The 23,985-nt window shown below is 60.9% G+C and carries 24 protein-coding genes; 17 read left to right on the top strand and 7 right to left on the bottom strand.

What is annotated here, in order from left to right; all coding sequences use genetic code 11:
• Positions 1-3 precede the first annotated feature (3 nt).
• From Q1V51_RS02415 to Q1V51_RS02430, 4 genes are all read left to right on the top strand, one after another.
• On the top strand, positions 4-411 hold the full coding sequence (locus Q1V51_RS02415) for a hypothetical protein (protein WP_300552344.1): 408 nt from the start codon (positions 4-6) through the stop codon (positions 409-411).
• Positions 408-818, top strand: a complete 411-nt coding sequence (locus Q1V51_RS02420) for a GFA family protein (RefSeq protein WP_300552346.1) — start codon at positions 408-410, stop codon at positions 816-818. The genes Q1V51_RS02415 and Q1V51_RS02420 overlap by 4 nt, the downstream gene beginning before the upstream one ends.
• 20 nt (positions 819-838) lie before the next feature.
• The gene (locus Q1V51_RS02425) at positions 839-2,191 is read left to right on the top strand and encodes a pyruvate dehydrogenase complex dihydrolipoamide acetyltransferase (RefSeq protein WP_300552348.1); all 1,353 of its coding nucleotides are present in this window, start codon (positions 839-841) and stop codon (positions 2,189-2,191) included.
• A 63-nt stretch (positions 2,192-2,254) separates the two neighbouring features.
• The gene (locus Q1V51_RS02430) at positions 2,255-2,626 is read left to right on the top strand and encodes a cupin domain-containing protein (protein WP_300552351.1); all 372 of its coding nucleotides are present in this window, start codon (positions 2,255-2,257) and stop codon (positions 2,624-2,626) included.
• A gap of 21 nt (positions 2,627-2,647) precedes the next feature.
• Here the strand turns inward: Q1V51_RS02430 and Q1V51_RS02435 are convergent, their stop codons facing one another.
• A complete protein-coding gene (locus tag Q1V51_RS02435; protein WP_300552354.1) occupies positions 2,648-3,553 on the bottom strand; it encodes a haloalkane dehalogenase in 906 nt (301 codons plus the stop codon).
• A 256-nt stretch (positions 3,554-3,809) separates the two neighbouring features.
• On the opposite strand from Q1V51_RS02435, the gene lpdA reads away from it, so the two are divergent.
• A complete protein-coding gene (gene lpdA / locus Q1V51_RS02440) occupies positions 3,810-5,210 on the top strand; it encodes a dihydrolipoyl dehydrogenase (protein WP_300552356.1) in 1,401 nt (466 codons plus the stop codon).
• Between the two features lie 132 nt (positions 5,211-5,342).
• A complete protein-coding gene (locus Q1V51_RS02445; protein ID WP_300552358.1) occupies positions 5,343-6,008 on the top strand; it encodes a hypothetical protein in 666 nt (221 codons plus the stop codon).
• A gap of 73 nt (positions 6,009-6,081) precedes the next feature.
• Here the strand turns inward: Q1V51_RS02445 and Q1V51_RS02450 are convergent, their stop codons facing one another.
• Positions 6,082-7,743, bottom strand: a complete 1,662-nt coding sequence (locus tag Q1V51_RS02450; protein WP_300552360.1) for an AMP-binding protein — start codon at positions 7,741-7,743, stop codon at positions 6,082-6,084.
• Positions 7,744-8,009: 266 nt separating this feature from the next.
• Between Q1V51_RS02450 and Q1V51_RS02455 the strand changes: the two genes are divergently transcribed.
• From Q1V51_RS02455 to Q1V51_RS02470, 4 genes are all read left to right on the top strand, one after another.
• Positions 8,010-8,777: a hypothetical protein gene (locus Q1V51_RS02455; RefSeq protein WP_300552362.1), complete on the top strand. Its 768-nt coding sequence runs from the start codon at positions 8,010-8,012 to the stop codon at positions 8,775-8,777.
• Between the two features lie 53 nt (positions 8,778-8,830).
• Complete coding sequence (locus Q1V51_RS02460) at positions 8,831-10,195, top strand: hypothetical protein (RefSeq protein ID WP_300552364.1); 1,365 nt, start codon at positions 8,831-8,833, stop codon at positions 10,193-10,195.
• A 69-nt stretch (positions 10,196-10,264) separates the two neighbouring features.
• Positions 10,265-12,700, top strand: a complete 2,436-nt coding sequence (locus Q1V51_RS02465; protein WP_300552366.1) for a M1 family metallopeptidase — start codon at positions 10,265-10,267, stop codon at positions 12,698-12,700.
• A gap of 4 nt (positions 12,701-12,704) precedes the next feature.
• Entirely contained in the window at positions 12,705-13,220 is a 516-nt protein-coding gene (locus tag Q1V51_RS02470) for a DUF6702 family protein (RefSeq protein WP_300552368.1), read from the top strand.
• Here Q1V51_RS02470 and Q1V51_RS02475 read toward each other — a convergent pair.
• Together Q1V51_RS02475 and Q1V51_RS02480 are read right to left on the bottom strand one after the other, a co-directional pair.
• Complete coding sequence (locus Q1V51_RS02475) at positions 13,217-13,804, bottom strand: hypothetical protein (protein WP_300552370.1); 588 nt, start codon at positions 13,802-13,804, stop codon at positions 13,217-13,219. The two genes, Q1V51_RS02470 and Q1V51_RS02475, sit on opposite strands and share 4 nt — an antisense overlap.
• The gene (locus tag Q1V51_RS02480; protein ID WP_300552372.1) at positions 13,801-14,094 is read right to left on the bottom strand and encodes an autorepressor SdpR family transcription factor; all 294 of its coding nucleotides are present in this window, start codon (positions 14,092-14,094) and stop codon (positions 13,801-13,803) included. Before Q1V51_RS02480 ends, Q1V51_RS02475 begins: the two co-directional genes overlap by 4 nt.
• 163 nt (positions 14,095-14,257) lie before the next feature.
• Between Q1V51_RS02480 and Q1V51_RS02485 the strand changes: the two genes are divergently transcribed.
• Both Q1V51_RS02485 and Q1V51_RS02490 read left to right on the top strand, forming a co-directional pair.
• The gene (locus tag Q1V51_RS02485; protein WP_300552374.1) at positions 14,258-14,866 is read left to right on the top strand and encodes an NAD(P)H-dependent oxidoreductase; all 609 of its coding nucleotides are present in this window, start codon (positions 14,258-14,260) and stop codon (positions 14,864-14,866) included.
• Between the two features lie 3 nt (positions 14,867-14,869).
• Complete coding sequence (locus Q1V51_RS02490; RefSeq protein WP_300552376.1) at positions 14,870-16,801, top strand: monovalent cation:proton antiporter-2 (CPA2) family protein; 1,932 nt, start codon at positions 14,870-14,872, stop codon at positions 16,799-16,801.
• A gap of 56 nt (positions 16,802-16,857) precedes the next feature.
• Here Q1V51_RS02490 and Q1V51_RS02495 read toward each other — a convergent pair whose 3' ends face one another.
• Positions 16,858-17,433, bottom strand: coding sequence for a MarR family transcriptional regulator (locus Q1V51_RS02495; RefSeq protein ID WP_300552378.1), 576 nt, complete (start codon positions 17,431-17,433; stop codon positions 16,858-16,860).
• A 91-nt stretch (positions 17,434-17,524) separates the two neighbouring features.
• On the opposite strand from Q1V51_RS02495, the gene lipA reads away from it, so the two are divergent.
• Both lipA and Q1V51_RS02505 read left to right on the top strand, forming a co-directional pair.
• The gene (gene lipA / locus Q1V51_RS02500; RefSeq protein ID WP_300552380.1) at positions 17,525-18,493 is read left to right on the top strand and encodes a lipoyl synthase; all 969 of its coding nucleotides are present in this window, start codon (positions 17,525-17,527) and stop codon (positions 18,491-18,493) included.
• The gene (locus Q1V51_RS02505; protein WP_300552382.1) at positions 18,490-18,990 is read left to right on the top strand and encodes a type II toxin-antitoxin system RatA family toxin; all 501 of its coding nucleotides are present in this window, start codon (positions 18,490-18,492) and stop codon (positions 18,988-18,990) included. Before lipA ends, Q1V51_RS02505 begins: the two co-directional genes overlap by 4 nt.
• Here the strand turns inward: Q1V51_RS02505 and Q1V51_RS02510 are convergent.
• Together Q1V51_RS02510 and Q1V51_RS02515 are read right to left on the bottom strand one after the other, a co-directional pair.
• A complete protein-coding gene (locus Q1V51_RS02510; RefSeq protein WP_300552384.1) occupies positions 18,961-19,458 on the bottom strand; it encodes a nicotinamide-nucleotide amidohydrolase family protein in 498 nt (165 codons plus the stop codon). The genes Q1V51_RS02505 and Q1V51_RS02510 overlap by 30 nt on opposite strands.
• Positions 19,458-20,597 carry a bifunctional 2-C-methyl-D-erythritol 4-phosphate cytidylyltransferase/2-C-methyl-D-erythritol 2,4-cyclodiphosphate synthase gene (locus tag Q1V51_RS02515; RefSeq protein WP_300552387.1) on the bottom strand — a complete coding sequence of 380 codons (1,140 nt, stop codon included), beginning with the start codon at positions 20,595-20,597 and terminating at the stop codon, positions 19,458-19,460. The genes Q1V51_RS02510 and Q1V51_RS02515 overlap by 1 nt, the downstream gene beginning before the upstream one ends.
• Before the next feature lie 83 nt (positions 20,598-20,680).
• Between Q1V51_RS02515 and dusB the strand changes: the two genes are divergently transcribed.
• From dusB to Q1V51_RS02530, 3 genes are read left to right on the top strand one after another with little or no spacing between them, the layout of a single operon-like run.
• Positions 20,681-21,667 (top strand): tRNA dihydrouridine synthase DusB, encoded by a 987-nt coding sequence (gene dusB / locus Q1V51_RS02520; protein ID WP_300552389.1) that lies wholly within the window; start codon positions 20,681-20,683, stop codon positions 21,665-21,667.
• The gene (locus tag Q1V51_RS02525) at positions 21,664-22,713 is read left to right on the top strand and encodes an ATP-binding protein (RefSeq protein WP_300552391.1); all 1,050 of its coding nucleotides are present in this window, start codon (positions 21,664-21,666) and stop codon (positions 22,711-22,713) included. Before dusB ends, Q1V51_RS02525 begins: the two co-directional genes overlap by 4 nt.
• Positions 22,713-23,960 carry a response regulator gene (locus Q1V51_RS02530; RefSeq protein ID WP_300552393.1) on the top strand — a complete coding sequence of 416 codons (1,248 nt, stop codon included), beginning with the start codon at positions 22,713-22,715 and terminating at the stop codon, positions 23,958-23,960. Before Q1V51_RS02525 ends, Q1V51_RS02530 begins: the two co-directional genes overlap by 1 nt.
• The last annotated feature ends 25 nt before the right edge of the window (positions 23,961-23,985 follow it).

Below are 23,985 nucleotides of genomic sequence, written 5' to 3' on the forward strand. Positions count from 1 at the left end.
GGTGTGTACGATTTCTCGAAATCGGTATTAAGCAAATGGTGCCCGTCCATTCCTGTTGGAGAGTATGATTTTGTCTCCAGCAAGTTAGAGCTTGGCGAACTATCAGTGAAATTGGTTCGGAGAAATCCAAGACTGGGTGAGGAATTTGCCTGCGAGCTGATCGCGCAGCCTGTTTGGCATTGCGTCGTAGAGGATGAGCAATATCAGGAGCAATTAATCGCGGCAGCACCGGGGGATATGTTCGAGGTCCGAAATTCCCCAGTCGTTACAGGGTTTTTGTCCAATGAAATGCTGTTCCGGGAGCTAGGCGTTAATGCCCGGCATTGGGTCATCCTAACGTTACAAGAATGCGTCCATATAGTCGCGGAAAACGAGCCAACATTCCGCCCAATTTACGGTGATGCCGCATGACCAACTCCCCGCAAAAATCCTGGCGCCATGGCGAGTGTCATTGTGGTGAGGTTGCTTTCAAGGTGAACCTGCCCGATTCCGTCGTGGCCCTGTCATGCAATTGCTCGATCTGCGCCAAGACCGGCTTTATCCATCTCATTGTTCCAAAGCCCGACTTCGCCATTGAGCGCGGGGCGGAAAGCCTGACGACCTATACATTCGGCAGCCATACGGCCAAGCACACCTTCTGTTCCAAATGCGGGGTGAAGGCCTTCTACGTGCCGCGCTCGCATCCTGACAGCTGGTCGGTCAATCTGCGCTGCCTCGATGCCGATGCCGATCTCCAGCTGCGCTTTGAAGAATTTGACGGCGCCAACTGGGAAAAGAATATCCAACAGATCAATCCGGAGCTGGGCGGTAACGCCTGACCGATCCAAGGGGACGAACCATGCCAATCGAAATCCTGATGCCCGCCCTGTCTCCGACCATGGAAGAGGGCACGCTCGCCAAGTGGAATATCAAGGAAGGCGACACCGTTGAGAGCGGTGACGTGATAGCCGAGATCGAGACCGACAAGGCGACGATGGAAGTCGAGGCCGTCGATGAAGGCAAGGTCGGCAAGATCCTCGTCGCTGAGGGTACGGAAGGCGTGAAAGTGAACGAACTGATCGCGCTTCTGCTCGAAGATGGCGAGGATGCGTCAGCCATGGATGCGCCGTCACCCACAACAGACGCCAAGGCCGCGCCATCTGCACCGGCGTCCAGCGAAAAGCCCGCCGCGCCGGCACAAAAAGCCGACGCAAAGCTCGCGCAAGCCGCGCCGAAACCCAGCGCAAACCGGGTGCTATCCTCACCGCTGGCCCGCCGGATCGCCGCTGATAACCAGCTGGATCTGTCAGCCCTGGAAGGCTCCGGCCCGCGTGGCCGTGTGATCAAGCGAGACGTCGAAGCCGCGTTGGCCGCCCCCAAACCCGCCCCCAAACCCGCCGCAACGCCCGCACCAGCAGCCCCGCAACCCGCTGCCGCACCGGCCGCGAGTGCACCGGCAGCTGCGCCGGCGGATACTGCGAGCTCGGAAGAGCCGCTGGCGAAATTCGGCATCAAAACCGGGACTTATGGCCTGCGTGACGCAGACAATGTGACCAAGGTCTCGGCCCGCCGCCTGACCGAAAGCTTCCGCGATATCCCGCATTTCCCGCTCAACATGGATCTGGAAATCGACGCCCTGATGGCCTTCCGCAGGGAGGTCAATGCCAAGGCCGCGGCCGATGGCGACAAGATTTCCGTCAATGATATCCTCATCAAAGCGTCCGGAATGGCCCTGCGCAAAGTGCCCGAAGCCAATGCGTCCTGGGTCGGCGATGGCCGGATTGCGCGCCACAAGACGGCCGATGTCTCTGTCGCGGTGGCCATTGATGGCGGTCTGATTACGCCCATCGTACGCGCCACCGGGAGCAAGGGGTTGGTGCAGATCTCTCGTAATATGAAGGATTTGGCAGCTCGAGCGCGGGCCCGAAAGCTGAAGCCGGAAGAATTCCAGGGCGGATCCTTCTCGATCTCCAATCTGGGAATGTTCGGGGTGAAGAGTTTCTCCTCCATCATCAACCCGCCGCAGGGCATGATCCTGTCTGTCGGGGCAGGGGAAAAGCGCCCGGTCGTCAAGGATGACGCCCTGGCCATCGCCACCGTCATGAGCGTCACGCTGACCTGCGATCACCGGGTCGTCGATGGCGCCACCGGTGCGCGCTGGCTGCAGGCCTTCAAGGGCTTTGTCGAAGATCCGGTGACGATGCTGATGTGATCGGACGGGCCCGCTTGTCCACGCCTGGAAAACCTGCGCTATGCTGTGCGCCCGGAGGATGACATGACCGTCAAGACGATTTCCCTGGTGGAAAAGCATTCCCAGTTTGACGCGCCCTGGTCGCCCAAGCGCATCGCGACCGTGGATGATTACGATATCAAGCTGGCCAAGGCGTCGGGCTGTTTCGACTGGCACAAGCATGATGAGGAAGATGAGCTCTTCCTCGTCACCAAGGGGGTCCTGCACATCGAGATCGAGGGGCAGGACACGGTTGTGCTCGGCCCGGGCGAGATGTGCGTCATCCCCAAGGGGGTCCGCCATCGCCCGGTGGCCCAGACCGAGGTCGTCGACCTCCTGTTGATGGAAAAGAGTGGTGTCACCAATACCGGTGACAATCCCGACAGCGATCTGACCCAGGTGATCGAGGACCTCTAGGCGGCGGGGACGCTCTCGCGCCTAGAGACCGAAGGATTTCAACGCCGCCCTGGCGATATCCTCACCCCATTCCTGCACGAAATGCCCGCCCTCGGCGACTTCCATGGGCGCGGGGCAATTGCGGATCAGCTGGCGCAGGCCGTGCATGGCGGGCGGGCCCAGCACCGGGTCCTGCATGCCGATGGCCATGAAGCTGTCGCCCTGCCAGTCCTCTTTCCAGAGCTTGACGGCGGCGAGCCCGGTATCCACGCCTTCCATTGCCGGGTCCGTTTGAACGAGGGCCGGAAAGCGGCGCACGCCGGCCTTGAATTCAGGACCGGGGAAGGGCGCATCATAGGCCGCGACCTCGGCCTCGGTGATGATCGGAGTGGAGCGTTTCATCAGCCCGCCGACATTGAAGTCGGGCGTATTGGCAACGTAATCGCGCCAGGCATTGAAGCCGTCCCCGGCCGGGCGGCCGACACCGATGGAGGTATTCATAACCAGAAGCCGGGTGAAGCGGTTGGGATAATCCATCGGCAGGGTCAGCCCCAGCAGCCCGCCCCAGTCCTGGCAGACAAGGCAGACATCTCTGAGATCCATGCGTTCGAGGAAGGCCTTGAGCATGTTGCGATGGAAATGGAAGGTGTAGTCGGCATCGGCAACCGGTTTGTCGGAGCGGCCAAAGCCAAAGAAATCCGGCGCGACCACCCGGGCCCCGGCCTCTAGGAAGACCGGGATCATCTTGCGATAGAGAAAGGCCCAGCTGGGTTCGCCATGCAGGCACAGAAACACCGGTGCACCGGTCTTCGGGCCGTCATCGACATAATGCAGGCGCAGACCCTCATAGCCCGGCAGATCGTCGATATAATGGGGCTGATAGGGCCAGTCGGGCAGGTCCGCGAAACGGTCATCCGGCGTGCGAACATGGTCGAGCGTACGTGTCATCTGGGCCTCCCGGGGCTTCTTTGCCGTCACCCTAGGCGCGTCCTCTACAGAGGCCAAATACAATCGAAGCCTCGCCTGTGCATTGGGCCTATGCGGGCGAAATTCTTGTCTGGGCCAGGAGGCGATCCATCGAATGTCCTGATCGGCAAACCGGATTCCCGGTCTTCGCGGGCAACGCCATTGATCAGACGTCGCGTCACTGCTATCGAGCCAGCTAGGTTAGCGTTATATTACGCATGTAAAGAAAGGCTCCGGCATGGCGGATACCAGCTTTGACGTGATCATCATTGGCGGCGGCCCGGGCGGCTATGTTGCGGCGATCCGTGCGGCCCAGCTCGGCCTCAAAACCGCTTTGGTGGAGCGCGAGCATCTCGGTGGCATCTGCTTGAACTGGGGCTGTATCCCGACCAAGGCATTGCTGCGCACCTCCGAGGTCTATCACCTCATGCACAATGCCAAGGATTTCGGCCTGTCCGCGGAGAATGTCAGCTTTGACATCGAGGCGGTGGTCAAGCGTTCGCGCGGTGTTGCCGGGCGGCTGTCCGGTGGCGTGGCCATGCTGCTGAAGAAGAACAAGGTCACTGTCATCGATGGCGAAGCCAAGCTGGCGAAGACGGCGGGCACGCCGGACGTGCTGGTCGGCAAGGACCGCTACAAGGCCAAGCATGTCATTATCGCCACCGGCGCCCGGGCGCGCACGGTGCCGGCTGCGGGTCTGGAGCCGGATGGCGACAAGGTCTGGACCTACAAGGAAGCGATGACCCCGGAGACGATGCCGAAATCGCTCCTGGTCATTGGCTCCGGTGCCATCGGCATCGAGTTCGCCAGCTTCTACAAGACCATGGGCGCTGAGGTCACGGTCGTTGAAATGATGGATCGTGTGCTTCCGGTCGAGGATGCCGAGATTTCCAAATTCGCCGCCAAATCCTTCACCAAGCAGGGCATGAAGCTGATGACCTCGGCCCAGGTCGAAAAGCTGGAGAAGGGCGCCAAGAGCGTGAAGGTCCACGTCAAGAATGCCAAGGGTAAAGTCGAGATTGTCGAGGTGGAGAAGGTCATCCTGGCCATCGGCATCCAGGGCAATACGGAGGGTCTCGGGCTGGAAGCGCTCGGCGTGAAGACCGATCGCGGCCATATTATCAATGACGGTTTCGGCCGCACCAATGTGCCGGGCGTCTACGCCATTGGAGATGTGGCCGGGCCGCCCTGGCTGGCGCACAAGGCGAGCCATGAGGGCGTGGTCTGCGTCGAGAAGATCGCGGGCGAAAATGTCCATCCGTTCGAGACCGGCAATATCCCCGGCTGCACCTATTGCCATCCGCAGGTCGCCTCGGTCGGCCTGACCGAGGCCAAGGCCAAAGAGGCGGGCTATGACGTCAAGGTTGGGCGTTTCTCCTTTGTCGGCAATGGCAAGGCGATCGCTCTGGGTGAAGACCAGGGCCTGGTGAAAACCGTGTTCGACGCCAAGACCGGCGAGCTGCTCGGCGCCCACATGGTCGGCGCCGAAGTGACCGAAATGATCCAGGGCTATGTGGTCGCCCGCCAGCTGGAAACCACCGAGGAAGACCTGATGCACACCGTTTTCCCGCACCCCACGCTGTCGGAAATGATGCATGAGAGCGTGCTGGACGCCTATGGCAAGGTCATCCACATGTAAGCCTGCCCGGAGGCGTGGAATAACCCTTCTCGCAAAGGGGGGAATTCTGGCGGGACGTTCCCTGCATCCGATTCCCCGTTCATGTGCATCATAGGCTCGAGATACGCGCATCAGGCGCATTGGGAGCGAAGAATGCACAAGCTGATTTTGGTCACCATGACCGCCCTGGCCGTGACCGGCTGTACCTATTCCCACCATGGTTCGGGAGATGACCGCTCCATCGAAGGGGCGGGGCTTGTCGCGTCGCGCAATGTCGATATTGCGGGGGATGCCGAATTCGCCGGCATGCTGGTCCGGGTCAATGGCGAGGTCGGCCGCGACCTTTCGATGGCCGGCGCCAGCGTCCGCTCTGATGCCAAGGTCGGCGGCGATCTCGAGGCCGCCGCGGCGCGGTTGCGCTTTACTGGTGAGGTTGATGGCGATGCCGAGCTGGCCGGTGCCTCAATCGATATCGATGCTATCTTCCACAACAATGTCTCCATGGCCGGCGCCAAGATCGAACTGGACGGGCTGATCGAGGGCGAGCTTGAAATCTATGGTCACAATGTGGAGCTGAAAGGCGAAGTTCGTGGTCCGGTCAAAATGATCGGTCAGGGCGATACCGAGAATGGCAGCCTCGTGCTTTCGGGCCGCTTCATGGGCGGCGGCGCGTTCTGTGCAACGGAGATTGAGGTTGAGCGCAGCGCTGAATTCGCGGGCGATTTTGTCTTCGTCGCCGACGCGGAACCGGCCAATCTTCCCGCCGGCGCGGTCTTCGAAGCTCTGGATGGCCGGGAATGTGACCGCATCGATCTCTAGATCGTCAACGCAAGACAAGAAAAAGGGCCCGGCGGATCACCGCCGGGCCCTTTTGTCTTCGACCTGTGTCGCCTTACTGAGCCGGTTCCGGCTCGGCTGGCGCAGCCGGAGTAGCCATGGCTTCCTCGGCCGTGCGCTGGACACGCCCATAGTCGGTTTTGCCGGTGCCCAGAACGGGAACCTCGTCGACGACGATGATCTTCTTCGGAATGGCCAGCTCGGTGACACCGTGATTCTTGGCGAAGGAGACCAGGCTTGCCCGGTCGGCATCCTTTTGCGTGGTCAGCAGGATAATCTGTTCACCCTTGCGCTTGTCCGGCAGGGCTGCGGCGGCATGCATGCTGTCCGGCCAGAGCGAGGTGGCGCAATTCTCCACCACGGCGAGCGACACCATCTCTCCGCCCAGCTTGGCGAAGCGCTTGACGCGTCCGCGGATGCGCAGGAAGCCGTCCTTGTCGATGGTGACGATATCACCTGTATCATGCCAGCCCTCATTGGGCTCTTCGAGCACCAGCGGCGCGGACGGGCGGATATAGCCCTTCATGATGTTGGGCCCGCGGATATGCAGCTGGCCGCCTTCATCGATGCCGTTGACGCTGATCAGCTTGGCCTGGCAGCCCGGCAGGAGCTGGCCAACCGTGCCCGGCTTGTTGTTTTCCGGCTGGTTGACAGAAAGCACGGGCGCGGCCTCGGTCAGACCATAACCTTCGACGATTTCCAGGCTGAAATTGCGCTTGAGCGCCGTCCGGGTCTCGTCCTTGACCCGCTCGGCACCGCAAACCGCCATGCGCAGGGATTTGAGGTCTTCCTGGTCGGCCGCCCGGGCGTACTGATTGATGAAGGTATCGGTGGCGAAGAGAATGGTCGAACCAGTTTCGGCAACCCGTTTGACGATGGTCTTGGCCTGCAGCGGTGTCGGGTGACAGACGGCCGGTATGCCCAGATTGAGCGGCAGCAGAACCCCGCCGGTCAGGCCGAAACAGTGGAAGGTCGGCATCGGGTTGAAGACGACATCATCGGGGTAGAGCTGGATATGGTCGCGGACCTGCTCGACATTGGCCAGGAGATTGGCATGGCTGAGGACGACGCCTTTGGGCTCTCCCTCGGTGCCGGAGGTGAACAGGTAGACGGCCGCGTCGTCGGGCGAGGGCCAGGCCCGGACCGCCCACGGCGCCACCATGCCGACGGCAGCGGCGACCTTGTCCATGGTGGACAGGTTCTCGCGCACGTCCTCGAGATAAATCATCTCGTGGTCGCGGGCCAATTCGGCTTCCAGATCGTGCAGCTCACCCAGCTCGATGAAGCGACGTGCGGTGACGATCCGCTTACATTTGCTGGCCTTGCAGGCCGATTTCAGGGCCCGGTCACCCGCCGTGAAGTTGAGCATCGCCGGAACGCGGCCATAGGCCGAAATGGCGAAGAAGGAAATGATCGCCCCAACGCCGGTTGGCAGCAGGATGGCGACGGCCTCGCCGGGCTCGGTGCCCGCCTTGAGCGCATGGCCAAGGGCGAAGGAGGCCTTGACCAGGTCATCATAGCTCAGCTCGCGCCCGTCGGCGTCGATGGCTGCGATCTTCTTGCCGCCATACCGGCCCTTGGATTGCAGCAAAGCCTGAAAGACGGATTTGCGGATCCGGCCTTCATTGAAATTGGCGCCGGAATAAATGGTTTCCGCGAGGCCGGCCGGTTCCGGATTGATCTCCGGAGCCGGATCGGCGGCTGTTTGCTCAGCCATATATGTCCTCCCACTCACGCCGATTCGATTGGCGCGTTGTTCTTGTGACAACGATATTACCGCGCCCGCGCGGGGAGGGAAGGGTTGATACTGTTCACAAGGCGCTGTACCCGCCTGCGATTTCTCGTAAAACAAGAATAATTTATCGATAAACAAAAAATCGCTTGATATCGTTTTTCGATAATGTATGGTCCGCAGGAACGCTGGGGAGCGTCAATGTCCTCGTCGCTACTGGTTTTGACGGGACCGATACGGGAGTTTCAGACATGCGCAAGGCATGGCTTCTGGCCGGCGCGGTAACAGCGTCTCTGGCTACATCAGGCTGCGTCGTAGTGGTCGGCGATGATGGTGATGGCAAGAGCTGGACGGCTCACACTTATGCCGAAGGATATCAGGTTGTTGACCGGAATGGCGATTACAGCCGTATCGGTGGCGACATCAATTTGCGGGGTCGTATCGGTGGCGATCTCAGCCTGATCAGTGGCGATGTCGATGCCGATGAGCTCGAGGTTGGTGGCGATGTCTCGATTGCGGCGGGTGATGTCGATTTCAACGGTGCCGTGGACGGCGAAGTGTCGATCGCGGGCGGTGATGTGACCTGGTTGGGTTCCGCCGGCAGCGATTTTTCCATCGCAGCGGGTGAGCTAACGGTTCGGGGCGATATCGCCGGCGAAGCGGCAATGGCTGCAGCGAGCATGCATCTCGACGCGGATTTTGCAGACGAGGTTATTGCCCAGGCTGACGAAATGCTGGTCGAGGGTCGCATTGCAGGCCCGGTCAAACTGGTCGCAGCGGAAGAGATCAAGCGTCGCCGGATGGATGATCCGGAGCATGGCCTGATCGAAATTTCCGCAAATCTCGAATCCGGTGGCGATATCTGTGCGCGCACCGTGATCTTCGAACCAGGCGCGCGCCTGGGCGGAGAACTTCGTATCTGGGCTGAAAGCGAGCCGATAATCCCGGCGAGTATGAACGCCAGCCGCGTGACTTTTGAATATCGCGATGACCGCGATTGCGACGACATACTGGACTAGAAAATATCCACAATTAAGGAACCTGACCGCCGGGGGGCGCAGGGAGTAAAATCATGGATTTCAAAAAGCTGATTATGGCCGGGGGGCTGGCCTTGGCTATTCTCACCGGCGGCGCCCAGGCGCAGATCATCGGCGGCGATGTCGTCGTCGATGGCAGCCGGGACGATGTCATTTTCCTTGGTGGGGAGATGCATGTCTCCGGCACCGTCGAGGGCGATGTATTCGGCATGGCCGGTGAGGCTCAGATCGACGCCATTGTCTCTGGTGATGTGCAATTCTTTGGCGGCGAGCTTTCGCTGGCCGGCACGGTTGCCGGTGAAGTCGATGCCGCAGCCGGCGACATTCACTTGTCCGCCGATGTGGGCAATGACGTCAATGTCGCTGCCGGCGATGTGACCGTCACCGGCGCGATTGTCGGCGACCTCAATGCGGCGGGCGGTTCGGTTGATATTCGCGGCTCGGTCGGTGGGGAAAGCCACCTGGCCGGCGGACATGTCCTGCTTGCCCCGGAAAGCGAATATACCGGAACGGTCGAGATCATCGGCGGCCATATCGAGTTCCAGGGCATTGCCCGCGACCGCGTCGAGATCGAGGCCGAAGAGGTTATCCTTTCCGGCCGTTTTGACGGTGATGTCGAGATTCTGGCCGAACAGGTTCGTGTGGCTTCCGGTTCCGTAGTGACCGGGACGCTACAAATCGAAGGCCCGACTGAACCGGTTATTGAAGACGGTTCCAGTGTGTCTGTGCTTGATTACACCCAGCGAGACTACAATTTCGAACGCGAGAATATCGACGAGTTCGATGTTGATTTCGACTTTGATGGCCCGCTGAATTTTGCCATCGGCGTGGGTGAGAATATTCCGGCAGCTTTCCTCGCGACCGCCTTCGTGATCGGTTTCCTGATCGCGCTGATGTCGCCCAATGGCCTGCGCGGGATGACCTCGGCTTTCCGCCGTCGTCCGGTCTCGGCATTCTTCCTCGGCGCGATCGGCATCCCGATGGTGTTCATCATCATCATGGTGGTGATCGTGTTGCTGTGGGCCACGGTGATCGGCATTCCGCTGGCGATCCTCCTGCTGGTCATGCTGCCCTTCATCTATATCGGCTTCATGGCGATTGGCGGTTTCGCGATTGGCGATCTGATCTTCAATCGCAGCTACCCCAATGCCGGACTGGGTCTGGCCCTGCGGGCTGCCTCGCTTCTGGTCGTGCTGGTCGCGGTCTATGTGCTCGGCTTCGCACCGGGTCTGGGATTGCTGATCGGTCTCGTGGTCCTGGCGATCGGTATCGGGTCCTGGCTCCTCTCCTTTGGCAAGCACCCCGATGGGCGTGATGACCGCAATGATGAGCCGGCGGAAACATCGCGCCGCGATCCTGAACCGTCAGATGACGGATCTGTAACCGACGGTGAGGGGTGACCCTAGGAAAAGTAGGCGTTACACAATCCCTGGAACAAAAGTCCGCTTCGGCGGCACCAAAGGGGATCCATGCGCAAACTTACCGTTATTGCACTGGCTGCGGCCGTTGCGACCCTCAACGTCGCGGCGGCCCAGCCGATTCGTCAGACCACCAATGACTGGCGCGACGCATTCCGACAGCTCGAGGATGAGGACTGGCCGACACCGAACCGCGAACGCCGGGCAACCGGCGCGCCTGGGCCGGACTACTGGCAGCAGGATGTCGATTACGACATCGATATCCACCTCAATGAACGTACCAAGGTGCTGACCGGTTCCGCGACGGTCACCTATACCAACAACGCCCCGGATGAGCTTGATTTCCTCTGGTACCTGCTCGACCAGAACCGCTTCCGCGATGATTCCATTGCAGTAATGACGGAAACCGTTGGCGGGGGCGGGCGTGCTGCCTCACGCGTTGGCGGATCCATGCCGGAAGGCGTGTCGGCCTATTCGGTGCGGCGTCGGGACCGGCTGGAAAATGACGGCTATGGTTTCAATATCACCGCCGTGACTGATGCCGATGGCGCGGACATGGATCACACCATTGTCGACACGCTGATGCGCATTGATCTCGATGACACTCTTGAAACCGGTGACAGCGTCACCTTCACCATTGAATGGAATTACCGCCTGATCGAAACCCAGGTGGTTGGCGGTCGTGCCGGCTGGGAGTGTTTCGAGGAAACCAGCGATACCGGCGGTGATTGCATCTACCAGATCGCGCAATGGTTCCCGCGCGCTGCGGTCTTCTCCGACTATGAAGGCTGGCACAACAAGGCCTTCCTTGGCCGCGGCGAGTTCGGCCTGGAATTCGGCGACTACAACGTCTCCATCACCGTGCCGCAGGACTTTATCGTCTCCGCCACGGGCGTGCTGCAGAATCCGGAAGAGGTGTTGACCCAGTCCCAGCGCCAGCGCCTGGAAGAGGCGCGCACGGCGGACGAACCGGTTTTCATCGTCACCCCGTCGGAAGCCCGCGCCAATGAGCGCCGCGGCACGCGTTCGGAAGCGACCTGGGAGTTTTCCGCCGAGAATGTTCGCGACTATGCCTGGGCCGGCTCGCGCAAATTCATCTGGGATGCGGTCGGCGTGGAACAGGACGGGGAGGGCGAGGCGCCCGATCTCGTGATGGCCATGTCCTTCTACCCCAATGAAAGCGAACCACTCTGGTCGTCTTTCTCGACGCGGGCTGTCGAACATACGCTCGAGGTCTACAACTCCTTCGCCTTTCCCTATCCCTATCCGGTTGCACAATCGATCGCCGGGCCACAGGGCGGCATGGAATACCCGATGATCACCTTCAATGGCGGCACTTATGGCCGACCGGTTGAGGATGATGATGGCAATCTGTCCTATTCGCTGGGCGCCAAGCGCGGTCTGATTGGGGTCATCATTCATGAGATCGGGCACATCTATTTTCCAATGGTCGTGAATACCGATGAGCGCCAGTGGACCTGGATGGATGAAGGGGTGAATTCCTTCCTCCAATTTGAAGCCGAGCGTCTGTGGGAGGAAGACTTCCCGGTGCGTCGCGGTGACCCGCACACGATTACGTCCTACATGGTGTCTCGCGATCAGATGCCGATCATGACGCAGTCGGATTCGATCCTGCAATTCGGCCCCAACGCCTATTCCAAGCCGACCATCGCTCTCGTCATCCTGCGCGAAACGGTTCTCGGCCGTGAATTGTTCGATGAGGCGTTCCAGACCTATGCCCGGCGCTGGCGGTTCCGGCGGCCGACCCCGTATGATTTCTTCCGCACGATGGAAGAAGTGTCCGGCGTTGATCTCGACTGGTTCTGGCGCGGCTGGTTCTATTCGACCGATCATGTCGACATCTCCATCGACCGGGTCATCGAGGGCACGCTCAACACGGAGAATCCGGAAATCGAGAACGCCCTCGCGGCCCAGATCGAGGCCGATCGCGCGGAAAGCCTGACCGAGGTGCGCAATCGCGAGGACGGTCTGTCCACCTATGCCGAGAGCAATCCGGAAGTGATCGAATTCTACTCCCGTACCGATCGCCACGCGGTGACCAATCGTCAGCGCGAAGCCTATGAGCGTTTCCGTGACGGGCTGGAAGAGTACGAGGAGGAGATCATCGATCGTGGCGATCGATTCTACTATGTCGATCTGTCCAACCAGGGTGGCGTGGTGATGCCGGTCATTCTCGAGTTCACCTTTGCCAATGGCGAAACAGACCTGGTCCGCATACCAGCCGAGATCTGGCGCTATAACCCGGTCAATACGACCTGGGTCTATCGCACCCAGCGTGAGGTGGTGTCCGTCGAACTCGATCCGCTTTGGGAAACGGCGGATGCGGACCGGACGGACAACTATTATCCGCCCCGTATCGAGCCGACCCGGCTGGAGATGTACCGCTCCTCATCGAGCAGTTCGAACATGATGGACGACATGGATCGCCGCGTGACCCGCGACGACATCCAGGACAGGCCGGAATAGGACAATGAAGAGTCTGAAAGCCAGCATTATGGGCGCATTGATCGCCGGGGTGGTCGTCATGACGGCCCCGGCCTTCGCGCACAAGGTCCACGCCGGTGCCACCGAGGTCAGCCTCAATCCGCGCACCGGTGAGATGGAAGTCGTCCACCGCATTTTCGCCGATGATCTCATGGTCGCAATCGGGCGTGATGATGGCGATGCCGAAGATGTGCTCGCCGAGGCGGCAGGGCTTGAAGCCGTCCGCGATTATACCCTTGCCAATTTCCGCTTGGGAGACCCGACAGGGCTCCTGTACGAGCTTAACTATGTCGGCGCGGAGATCGATGGCGAGTTTGCCTGGATCTATTTCATCACCGAGGCCCCGCAGGACGAAAGCGGTTTTACCGTGGACAATGACCTGCTCGCCGACGTGCTCGACGACCAGGTCATGATGACGAATTTCCGCTTCAACTCCCTGGTCCGCACCGCCATGCAGGGCGAGGGGCGGCGCGAACCTGTGCGGGTGAGCTTTGCGGATTAACGGGACAGGTGTGATAGCACCCGGCGCAACATGACCAGTCCAACACCTGACACCAGCACGGCCATGCCTGCGAAAAGAGTCCAGTCGAGCGGAGCGAAGGCCCAGATGGCGGCGTAGAGGATCGCGGTGATCATGAACATGCGGCCGGCAAAGCGGTTGAAAGCCTGTTCCGATGCGCGGTCACACTTGGTCGAATTGAGCGACACGCCACTTTTGGGGACAAGGTTTCCGTAGGCGGCGAAGACCAGACCGAACACTACGCCCATGGTCCGCTGTTCGAAATCATCATTCATCTGAACGAATTGCGATGTGTAGGCTGCGGTCATGGCCAGGGGGATGGCCAACATCAGACCGGCCGATGTGATGGCGTTGCGGATTTGGGTCAGCTCCTCCATCGCCTCCTCGCTGGCGGCGCCGTGGAATTTCAGGCGCTCGATGAGCAGCCAGACAATCGGGAAGCCGGCGGCGACAGCCAGGAACAGCCAGGCCGCGTCGGGATTGAGCCACGCACTGGTGGCCCCGAAAGCAACAACAAGGCCGGTCATGATCAGGGGCGTAACGATTTGCGGACGGTCAAGGCTCATGGCGTGTTCTCCTTGTTGTCTGGGCTTGGGGCTCCAATACCGAAGGCTTGTGCGAAGCCGAACAGAGCGTCTTCCAGGACGCTGAGGCGAATGCGGTAGATGACTTGCTTGCCCTGCTTGGTCGCGTCGACCAGCCCGGCTTCCTTCAGGACCGCAAAGTGCGCGGACATGGTCGGCTTTGATACATCGAACTCGGCCGAGATTTCCCCGGCGCTCATGGGTTCCTCGCGCAAGAGTTCGAGGACGCGGCGCCGTGTCGGGTCGGCAAGGGCTTTGAATACACTGCTCATGCGAAGATAGTTAGCTAAATGTCGAAATGAAGTCAACAACAATTCGACCATTGACTAATTAATAGAGCAGGCGGGGTTTCCCGACACCCCTTGGCGGATCGGGCGATCAATGCCATCTAAGCAGGCAGAAAAGGGCGCCATACGCCCTTCACCAGGGGGCGTTATGGCCAGGCTCTTGCTCTATTACGCCCATCCCGGGCAGAAATTCTCCCATGTGAATCAAGCAATGTGGACCGCGGCGCAGGATCTCGACGGGATTACCCGCGTCGACCTTTATGCCGAGAATCCGCGCATGGATATCGATGTCGACCGGGAGCAGGCCCGCCTGCTCGAACACGATGTTATTCTCTTCCAGTTCCCACTGTTCTGGTACTCGACACCGGCCATCATCAAGGAGTGGCAGGATTTGGTTCTTGAGCACGGGTTTGCCTACGGCTCCGATGGAGACAAGCTGGCCGGCAAGACCCTGATGCTGGCCATCACAGCGGCCGGTCCGGCCGACGCCTATAGCCATGAAGGCTATCAGCGCTTTCCGCTCAGGACATTTCTGACCCCGCTAGAACAGACCGCGCATCTGTGTGGCATGCGGTTCGCGACCCCGTATGTGCTCCATGCTTCCTTGCGTGCGCCGGGCGATGGCACTGTGGAGCCGCATGCGCTGGGATATCTCAAACTGCTGGGCGCCATTCGTGACAACCGCTTTGATTTCGACAAAGCCGCATCGCAGGACATCCTCACCCATGACACTTTGCCGATCCGGGAGCTGATCTGAGCCATGGGCGATTTTCTCCTTCTTGCATTCATCTTCCTGAGTGCCGGCGTTATCGCCGTCCCGATTGCCTCGCGGCTCGGCCTGGGCTCGGTGCTTGGCTATCTACTGGCGGGTATTGCGATCAGCCCGTTGCTGGCGGCGATCGACGTCAATGTCACCGCGATCCAGCAATTCGCCGAGTTCGGCGTGGTCATGATGTTGTTCCTGGTCGGTATCGAGCTTGATCCGCGACGCTTGTGGGATTTGCGTGCCAAGCTCCTCGGACTGGGCGGGCTGCAGGTCGCCCTGACAGTTTTCGCCTTGATGGGCGTGGCTATGTTGTTTGGCTATACTTGGTCCGTCGCCCTGGCGATTGGCCTGATCCTGATGCTGTCTTCCACGGCGATAGTTCTTCAAACCCTGCAGGAAAAGGGGTTGCTGAAGTCCGATGGCGGGCAGGGGAGTTTCTCGGTCCTCCTGTTCCAAGACATTGCCGTCATTCCCATGCTGGCGCTGATCCCGCTTTTGGCCTTGCCGGAGCTTGTCCCGGCGGCCACAGATACGGCCCAAGCCGGTACGGGCGACGCGGGACGTTCGCTCAGCCTCGTCGAGGGACTGACGGGTTGGCAGCAGGCGGGTGTCACCATTGGTGCCATCGCTTTTGTCATTCTCGGGGGCAGCTATCTGACGCGACCCATTTTCCGTTTCATCGCCATGGCCCAGCTGCGCGAGCTGTTCACTGCCACGGCCTTGATGATCGTGATCGGTATTGCCTTGCTGATGACACTGGTCGGCCTGTCGCCGGCACTGGGCACATTCCTGGCCGGTGTTGTCCTGGCCAACAGTGAATACCGCCACGAACTCGAGAGTGATATCGACCCGTTCAAGGGGCTTTTGCTCGGGCTGTTCTTCATCACTGTCGGGGCCAGTATCAACTTCCAGCTCCTGTTCGCCGACTTCGCCCCCTATTTGGGAGCTGCGATCGGCTTCATGGCGGTCAAGGCCGTGGTCATGCTGGGACTGGCGATCGCCTTCAAGATCCGCGGTGCGGACAGATGGCTGTTCGCGCTGGGACTGGCCCATGCCGGCGAGTTTGCCTTTGTCCTGCTTTCCCTGTCGGTTGCGAATTACGTGATCCCGCAGGCCTTGGCTGATCAGCTCTTGCTTGTCGTGGCCCTGTCGATGCTGATCACGCCCTTGCTCTTCATCCGGTTCGACAAGGTGATAGCCCCCGCCTACGCCAAGCCAGACGAACAGGCCGCGGACGAGATCGAGGAGAATAATCGCATCATCATCGCCGGGCATGGCCGGTTTGGTGGTATCGTCAATCGCATGCTGCGCCGTGAAGGCTATGAGACGACCGTTCTCGACTATAGTTCCGAGCAGCTGGAAATGCTGCGGACCTTCGGTTTCCAGGTGTATTTCGGGGATGCGACACGGCCGGATCTTCTGCACGCCGCTGGCATTGCCGATGCCAAAATGCTGATCATCGCCATTGATGACAAGGAGCAGATCACCGAGCTCACGCGCTATGTCTGCAAGCACTATCCCGGTGTTCACATCATCGCCCGGGCCAAGGATCGTCAGCACGTCTATGATCTCTACGCGGCAGGGTGCCGGGATATCATTCGCGAGACCTTCGACAGCGGGGTCCGGACCGGGCGTTCAGCCTTCGAGGCTCTCGGAATACATCCCTTCGAAGCTGAACGCATGGCGCGCGGGTTCGTCAAATCCGATCGCGAGGCGATTGTGGAAATGGCCGCGCTCTATGATCCCGACGTGCCGATCCATCAAAACCAGCCCTATGTGGAAAAGTCGCTAGAGCTGAGCGAGCGGCAAAATTCCGAGCTACGCAATGGCCAACGCGCCTTTTCCGGCCGCAGCGAGCGGGGCTGGGTTCCGCCAACGGTGGCGGACGTGGATGCCGAGGAAAGTGGCAACAAGGCTGGCGACTAGAAGTGCGGGGCCTGGGGGTGCGGCGCTGACTTCAGGGAGGCTGGCGGCGGAGACGCCTAGGTCTCAGGTTTCTGCGCCCTGGCTCCAAAACCGAGCAGGCCGACAATTGTATTGCCCATCTTGATCATGCGGAGCAGCGTGGCCGGTGGAACCTTGAGCATTTGCTCGTACCAGCGATCCATGCTTCCGGTGAATTCCTGCATGGCTTCCAGACGCGCCCGCTGGGTCGCGCTGACCCGGCTGTCATTCTCTGCCTCGGCCAGACAGGTTTCCAGCGTTTCGAGGGCCGGGTTGAGCTCGCGTTCCTTGCGAATACTGGCGATACGCATCGCCATTTCCCAAACGTCATCTTCGGCGGCAAAGTGGTCGCGGCGATCACCCGGGACAGGGACGCGTTTCACGATCTTCCAGGCCTGCAGCTCCTTCAGAGAATTGGACACGTTTGAGCGCGCGACACCCAGTGTCTCCGCGATGTCCTCGGCATTGAGCGGGCGGTCGCTGACATAGAGCAGAGCGTGAATTTGCGCGATGGTTCGATTGACGCCCCATTGGCCACCCATATCACCCCATTGCAGGATGAAACGCTGTATGGCGGGTGGCAGCTGATCGAACTTGTGAGTAATTTCTGTCATAACAGAAAATTAGATCGCGGATGCATTCCTGGCAAGCTTCGATGCGTACGCAGCGCTTGAAGCCCGCGGCGGCCCGGATTATGTGCTGCTCATGGCCAATCTAATCGATAATACCGCCCGCCAAGATGCCCGCGCCGCGCGCCACCCGGAAAAGCAGAAACGCCCGGATACACCGATCCTGCGCAAGCCGGATTGGATCCGTGTGAAAGCTCCGCTGGGAAAGACGTTTTCCGAGACGCAGAAGATCGTCAAGGATGGCGGCCTGGTTACTGTCTGCGAGGAGGCTGGCTGCCCCAATATCGGCGAATGCTGGGATCAGAAACACGCGACTTTCATGATCCTCGGCGACACCTGCACGCGCGCCTGCTCCTTCTGCAATGTGAAAACCGGTCTGCCCGGGGCGGTCGATACGGATGAACCGCGCCGGATCGCGGAAGCGGTCGCCCAGATGGGGCTCAACCACGTCGTCATCACCTCGGTCGACCGGGACGATCTCGATGATGGCGGCGCGCAGCATTTTGTCGATGTCATCGAGGCTATTCGGTCCAAGTCACCGGGCACAACGATCGAGATCCTCACGCCGGATTTCCTGCGCAAGGACAATGCCGAGGATATCGTCATTGACGCCAAGCCGGACGTGTTCAACCACAATCTGGAAACGGTTCCGCGTCTCTATCTCTCCATCCGGCCCGGCGCGCGCTATTATCATTCGCTGCGTCTGCTGGAACGTGTGAAGCAGCGTGATCCCGCGCACTTCACCAAATCTGGGATCATGGTTGGCCTCGGTGAGAGCAAGGAAGAGGTAATGCAGGTCATGGATGATATGCGGTCCGCCGGCATCGACTTCCTGACCATCGGTCAATATCTGCAGCCGACCCGGAAACACGCCGCGGTCGACCGTTTCGTCACACCGGACGAGTTCAAGGCCTACGAGACCATTGCCCGGGCGAAGGGCTTCCTCATGGTTTCCGCAACGCCGCTAACCCGGTCCAGCCACCATGCCGGAGACGACTTCAAGAAGCTGCGGGCAGCCCGGGATCAGCAACTGGCCCGGTCGTGACCACGGTACTGACGGAACGCCTGCGCCTGTTTCACGAGCCGGACGATTTGTTCGCGCTGGTTTCTGATGTGCGGCGTTATCCCGACTTCATTCCGCAGATTACGGCCATGCGTGTCTCGAATGAGCGTGTGGATGGAGAGGTCACCGATCTGACCGCCGAGGCGCGCGTCCGCTACAAATTCGTCACCGAGCGCTTTACCAGCCAGGTGCGCGCGGATCGTGCAGAGCGCACGATCGATGTCGGCTTCGTTGCGGGTCCGTTTCGGGTTCTCGAAAATCGCTGGCGCTTCCGGCTGCTCTCGGACGGGTCGAGCCTCGTCGATTTCTACATCAACGCCGCCTTCCGCAACCCGATCCTGCAAATGCTGCTCGACAGTAATCGAGACCGCGCGGCCCAGGTGTTGGTCAACCGTTTTTCGGCCGAGGCCGAACGGCGTTTCGAGACAGCAGGGGATCCCGGCCTCGATCTAGGCAAAGAGATCGACGCCCTCGGATAAGAGGTCGAGCGCATTGTAGACACTGGCCTGGCGCACGGCACTGCGGCCTCGATCGCCGAAGCGCCGGACATCGCTCTTTACCAGGCCATTGCGCCCGGCGAGCGCAAAATGTACCAGGCCGGCGGGCTTGCGCGCCGTGCCGCCCGGGCCGGCAACTCCCGTAATCGATACGGCGATGTCCGCATTCGAGCGCAACAGGGCCTCTTCTGCCATGCGCCGCGCCACCTCGGAGGACACGGCTCCGCTGGCGTTGATGATGCGGGCGGGAATACCCAGAAGTTCACTCTTGGCCTCGTTGGAATAGGTCACGAAACCGCGGTCGAGCACATCCGAGGAGCCGGGGATGTCGGTCAGCAGGGCACAAACCAGGCCGCCCGTGCAGCTTTCCGCCGTGGCGATCATCACTCCGGCTGTTCGGGCACGATCAAGCAAGTCGCTCGCGCGTTCGATCAAATCCGGTGTGAACATCAGCTCATTCTCGCTGTTGCAACGGCCTGCGCCGCCAATCCTTCGCCGCGGCCGGTGAAGCCGAGCTTCTCCGTTGTCGTCGCCTTGATATTGACCCGCGCCTCCGGCAGGCCGAGCAGCTCAGCCACGCGCCGGCGCATGGCGGTCCGGTGCGGGCCGATTTTAGGACGTTCACAGATCACGGTGATGTCGGCATGAACGAGATCGCCACCGGCTTCGCGAAGGAGGGCGAGGGCATGAAGCAGGAATTGATCTGAAGAGGCACCGGACCAGCGCGGATCACTGGGCGGGAAGTGCTGACCGATATCCCCCGCACCCGCGGCACCCAGTACAGCGTCAGTGAGCGCGTGCAGGCCGGCATCGGCATCGGAATGCCCGACAAGGCCGAGCCCGGCCTCAATCTCCACACCACACAGCCACATGCTCTCAGCAGGCTCCAGCCGGTGCACATCATAGCCTTGGCCTGTGACGAATATCGGATCGGTCTGGCGCAACATGGTCTCGGCTTTCTCGAAATCTTCCGGCCGGGTGATCTTGAAATTGTCTGGATCGCCTTCAACCACGCGCACCGTCAACCCGGCCATTTGGGCGACACCGGCATCATCATGCATGGCCTGCGGGCCGAGGCGGTCATAGGCCGCCAGCAATTGCTGGAAATGAAAGCCCTGGGGCGTTTGGGCGGCAAAGACCTCATCCCGGTTGAGCGGGCCGGTCATATTGTGATCGCGAGCGGTGAAAAGCGCATCTGTCATGCCCAGAGCGGGCAGGGCCGCGGGTCCGGCCTCCAGCGCCGTCACGACGCGGCCAATCAGCGCGTCAGACACAAAGGGCCGGGCGGCGTCGTGGATCAAGACGGTATCCGGATTGAGGGCAGAAAGCTGGTCGAGACCGGCTTTGACAGAGGCCGACCGCGTGGCCCCACCAAACACCGACTGCGCTCCCAGGCCCAGCGCGTCAAAACGGTCCTGATCGGCCGGGTTGATGACGACGCAAATCGACGCCTCGGGCAGAGCCGATTGAAAGGCCTCTACCGTCCGGGCGAGCACAGCCTCGCCACCGATCTCGCGGTATTGTTTGGGCAGGTCGCCGCCGGCCCGTTCCCCGCGGCCAGCTGCAACGATAATCACACCGGTTTTCAACGCGCAGTCCTATCCGTTGCCGCGGCGCAGCATACTCGTTAGCTTGCCCGCTTACGACGCACTGCCCGGATTTGTCCAGTCGCATGGCCTTTTCGATCGCCCAATACACCATCCCTTCGCGGGCTGTACTCGCGCCCATGTCAGGCGTGACCGACCTGCCATTCCGGCGCCAGGTTCAGCGCTTCGGGGCCGGCATGGTAGTGTCTGAAATGGTCGCAAGTGATGCCCTGGCCGCCGGGCGAGTGGATATGGTGCGCAAGGCCCAGGCGGATGCCAGCCTGTCTCCCTGCATTATCCAGCTGGCCGGACGGGAAGCGCGCTGGATGGCTGAAGGCGCCAAGATTGCCGCCGATGCCGGGGCGGACATCGTCGATATCAATATGGGGTGCCCGGCGCGCCAGGTGACGAAAGGGCTCTCGGGCTCGGCCTTGATGCGCGATCTCGATCACGCCCTGGGTCTGATCGAAGCGACAGTCGCGGCGGTGGATATTCCCGTGACTCTGAAAATGCGGCTGGGCTGGGATCATGACAGTATCAATGCGCCCGAGCTGGCCCGCCGGGCCGAGCTTGCCGGCGTCCAGCTGGTAACGGTGCACGGCCGCACACGCCAGCAATTCTACAAGGGCGAGGCCGACTGGGCCGCCGTGCGGCCTGTGCGTGAGGCTGTCAGTATTCCGCTGATCGTCAATGGCGACATCACCAATTCGTCGGAAGCCCGGTCGGCGCTCGACCAATCCGGTGCGGACGCCGTGATGATCGGGCGGGCGGCGCAAGGACTTCCCTGGCTCGTCGGAATGATCGGGGCCGAACTCGAGGGTGCCAAGCGATTGGTCCCTTGGACTGCCAAGCTCGAGGCCTTGCGGCAGGAGTTCGATGACAGCCTCGGTTTTTATGGCGAGGAACTGGGGATACGTATGATGCGCAAGCACTTCGCATCCTTTGCTGATGCGGAACTTGAAGGCGAGGCGGTTTCCCTCGCCAAACAAACGCTGTGCCGAAGCATGGAACCGGAGCAGATCCGGGAGTGCCTGCTGGCCCTGACACCGCGTGTCCGGCTCGACGCGGCATGACTGACGGCCTGCGCGACCGGATATTCCTTGCCGCTGCAGATCACGCGGTCAGCCCGATCTGGGTTTTCTCTCCGAGCCTTGAGCTGGTCTGGTCCAACATGGCGGCGCAGGAATGGCAGGGGCAGGCGCGCTTGCGCTTTGACGCCGTCACTGCCGATCTGCCTCCGGACACCATGGCCGGTGTATTCCAGGCGGTCTTGCGGCGGGCCCGTCAGGAGGGCCGGGATGTAACGCACCGCGAGCCGACCGAGCATGGCGACCCATTTGAGCTTCACGTCCGCTGGTCCGGCGATAATGAGTGGCTCGTTGCCAATCTTATCTCTCTTCATACGACGGCGCTTGAAACGCCGTCCGGACTGCAGGCGCTGGGCTTCGGCCGCATGCTGGCCCATGAGCTGAAAAACCCCTTGGCCAGTATTCGGGGCGCGGCCCAGCTCATCGAGGCCGATGCGGAGGATCCGGACGTCGCGGCGCTGGCCGTCAGCATCCGCGATGATAGTGACCGGATTACCCGGCTCACGGATCATTGGAGCCAGGTCGGTGATATCAACCTGGCCCGGTCGGAGCCGGATAATGTCAACCGCATCGCTTTTGCCGCGTTGAATAACTGGAAACGGGGCTATGGATCGGATTTGCCGATTTTGACCCAGCAATTCGACCCCTCGCTCCCCGATGTGCGCGGTGATGCAGACCTTCTGGGGCAGTGCCTGATCAACCTGCTCGACAACGCAGCCAGTGCGCTGGAAGAGCGCGACGACGCGGAAATCCAGCTCTTGACCCGCTATGACCCCGCGGCCCGGGCGCCGGAAACCGGTGCGCCGACCCCCATCACCCTGATCGTTCGGGACAATGGCCCGGGAATTGATGCTGCGATCAGACCGGGCTTGTTTACCCCTTTCGTGACGTCGAAACCGGCCGGGGAAGGATTGGGGCTGGCTTTTTGCGCCCGGGTGATGACCTTGCATGAGGGCTGGATCGACTATTATAGCGAGACCGGCAAGACGGAGTTCCGACTTCGCCTGCCCAGGCTAGTGGAGACAGGATAATGGCCGGTCGTGTTATTCTGCTGGAAGATGATGAGGGCCTGAGAAACGTGCTTGTGCGGGCCCTGCGCAAGGCTGGGTTTGATGTTCGCGCGACCGCGTCGCCGCAGACCGTGGAAACCTGGCTACGCCGGGGTAAAGAGGACTTGCTGCTGGCCGACGTTCTTCTGGATGGCGAGAATTTCATTACGCGCCTGCCCCAGATCATGCGGCTGCAGAAGGACCTCCCGGTTATCCTGATGAGTGCCCAATCGACGGCCCGAACCGCCATCGGAGCGGAGCGCGAGCGGGTGTTTGATTATTTGCCCAAACCGTTTGATCTCAACCATATGATCGAGCGCGTCGAGGCGGCCTTGGCCCCGCTGAAGCTGAAGCAAGCGGACAGCAGCGACAGTTTCGGGTTGATCGGCCGTTCTGGGGCCATGCAGGAGAGCTTCAGGGGGCTTGGGCGCGCCGTACGCAGCAGGTCGCATGTCTTGCTGTTGGGCGAAAGCGGTGTCGGCAAGCAGCTGGCCGCGGAGATTATCCTCAGCGAACGGGGGCATGCGCCAGACAAGGTTCAGCGCCTGACCCGCACCCATGGCGCTGAGCGCGTTTTCGATCAGGTCGAGACAGGCGGCTGTTTCATCGCCCTGAGACTGGATACCTGGTCTGATGACAGCCTCGCTGCTTTGCTGGACGGGCTGGACTGTTCGGCCCGTAGTGAAATCATTGCAACGGCGAGGCGGGCTGATTTTTCTCCCGCGTTGGCCATGCGTCTGGGCGAGTGCCGGATCGATCTGCCGCCCCTGCGGGAGCGGGCAGAGGATATTCCCGAAATCGTCGATAGCTTTGCCCGCCAGTATTCGAGCGATCAGGGTGTGAGAGGTGCGGGCTTCAGCGACGCGGCCCTCAAGCGGCTCGAGCAACATGCTTGGCCGGGAAACATCTCAGAACTTAAGAATGTCGTCGCGCGGGCTGTGCTTGAAAGTGGCCGGGACCAGATCGGACGCGAACAGGTTGAGTTTCTGCTGGACAGTTCGCCCATTGAAGCCATAACCCCCGGCGGGGATGTGTTCGACCAGGCCGCTGCATCGGCTCTGGCAGCAGGGGATTCACGGCAATCATCGCTTGATGCCCTGGACAGAGCCCTGATCCGGGCTGCTCTTGTTAGCTGCGCGGGTAACAAGTCGCGGGCTGCCGACAAGCTGGGGATGAACCGCAATACGCTGGCCCGGCGCCTGAGCGATCTCGGACTGGACTTGGACTAACTTGTTGCCCGTGGGGCACGGCTGT

It is taken from the genome of Maricaulis sp. (assembly GCF_030149235.1).
Classification (GTDB): Bacteria; Pseudomonadota; Alphaproteobacteria; order Caulobacterales; family Maricaulaceae; genus Maricaulis.

Excerpts from the sequence above, each read along its gene's own strand:
- Q1V51_RS02420 (WP_300552346.1), top strand. The coding sequence starts at position 408 with ATGACCAACTCCCCGCAAAAATCCTGGCGCCATGGCGAGTGTCATTGT.
- Q1V51_RS02425 (WP_300552348.1), top strand. The coding sequence starts at position 839 with ATGCCAATCGAAATCCTGATGCCCGCCCTGTCTCCGACCATGGAAGAG.
- Q1V51_RS02430 (WP_300552351.1), top strand. The coding sequence starts at position 2,255 with ATGACCGTCAAGACGATTTCCCTGGTGGAAAAGCATTCCCAGTTTGAC.
- Q1V51_RS02435 (WP_300552354.1), bottom strand. The coding sequence starts at position 3,553 with ATGACACGTACGCTCGACCATGTTCGCACGCCGGATGACCGTTTCGCG.
- lpdA (WP_300552356.1), top strand. The coding sequence starts at position 3,810 with ATGGCGGATACCAGCTTTGACGTGATCATCATTGGCGGCGGCCCGGGC.
- Q1V51_RS02445 (WP_300552358.1), top strand. The coding sequence starts at position 5,343 with ATGCACAAGCTGATTTTGGTCACCATGACCGCCCTGGCCGTGACCGGC.
- Q1V51_RS02450 (WP_300552360.1), bottom strand. The coding sequence starts at position 7,743 with ATGGCTGAGCAAACAGCCGCCGATCCGGCTCCGGAGATCAATCCGGAA.
- Q1V51_RS02455 (WP_300552362.1), top strand. The coding sequence starts at position 8,010 with ATGCGCAAGGCATGGCTTCTGGCCGGCGCGGTAACAGCGTCTCTGGCT.
- Q1V51_RS02460 (WP_300552364.1), top strand. The coding sequence starts at position 8,831 with ATGGATTTCAAAAAGCTGATTATGGCCGGGGGGCTGGCCTTGGCTATT.
- Q1V51_RS02465 (WP_300552366.1), top strand. The coding sequence starts at position 10,265 with ATGCGCAAACTTACCGTTATTGCACTGGCTGCGGCCGTTGCGACCCTC.
- Q1V51_RS02470 (WP_300552368.1), top strand. The coding sequence starts at position 12,705 with ATGAAGAGTCTGAAAGCCAGCATTATGGGCGCATTGATCGCCGGGGTG.
- Q1V51_RS02475 (WP_300552370.1), bottom strand. The coding sequence starts at position 13,804 with ATGAGCCTTGACCGTCCGCAAATCGTTACGCCCCTGATCATGACCGGC.
- Q1V51_RS02480 (WP_300552372.1), bottom strand. The coding sequence starts at position 14,094 with ATGAGCAGTGTATTCAAAGCCCTTGCCGACCCGACACGGCGCCGCGTC.
- Q1V51_RS02485 (WP_300552374.1), top strand. The coding sequence starts at position 14,258 with ATGGCCAGGCTCTTGCTCTATTACGCCCATCCCGGGCAGAAATTCTCC.
- Q1V51_RS02490 (WP_300552376.1), top strand. The coding sequence starts at position 14,870 with ATGGGCGATTTTCTCCTTCTTGCATTCATCTTCCTGAGTGCCGGCGTT.
- Q1V51_RS02495 (WP_300552378.1), bottom strand. The coding sequence starts at position 17,433 with ATGACAGAAATTACTCACAAGTTCGATCAGCTGCCACCCGCCATACAG.
- lipA (WP_300552380.1), top strand. The coding sequence starts at position 17,525 with ATGGCCAATCTAATCGATAATACCGCCCGCCAAGATGCCCGCGCCGCG.
- Q1V51_RS02510 (WP_300552384.1), bottom strand. The coding sequence starts at position 19,458 with ATGTTCACACCGGATTTGATCGAACGCGCGAGCGACTTGCTTGATCGT.
- dusB (WP_300552389.1), top strand. The coding sequence starts at position 20,681 with ATGGCCTTTTCGATCGCCCAATACACCATCCCTTCGCGGGCTGTACTC.
- Q1V51_RS02525 (WP_300552391.1), top strand. The coding sequence starts at position 21,664 with ATGACTGACGGCCTGCGCGACCGGATATTCCTTGCCGCTGCAGATCAC.
- Q1V51_RS02530 (WP_300552393.1), top strand. The coding sequence starts at position 22,713 with ATGGCCGGTCGTGTTATTCTGCTGGAAGATGATGAGGGCCTGAGAAAC.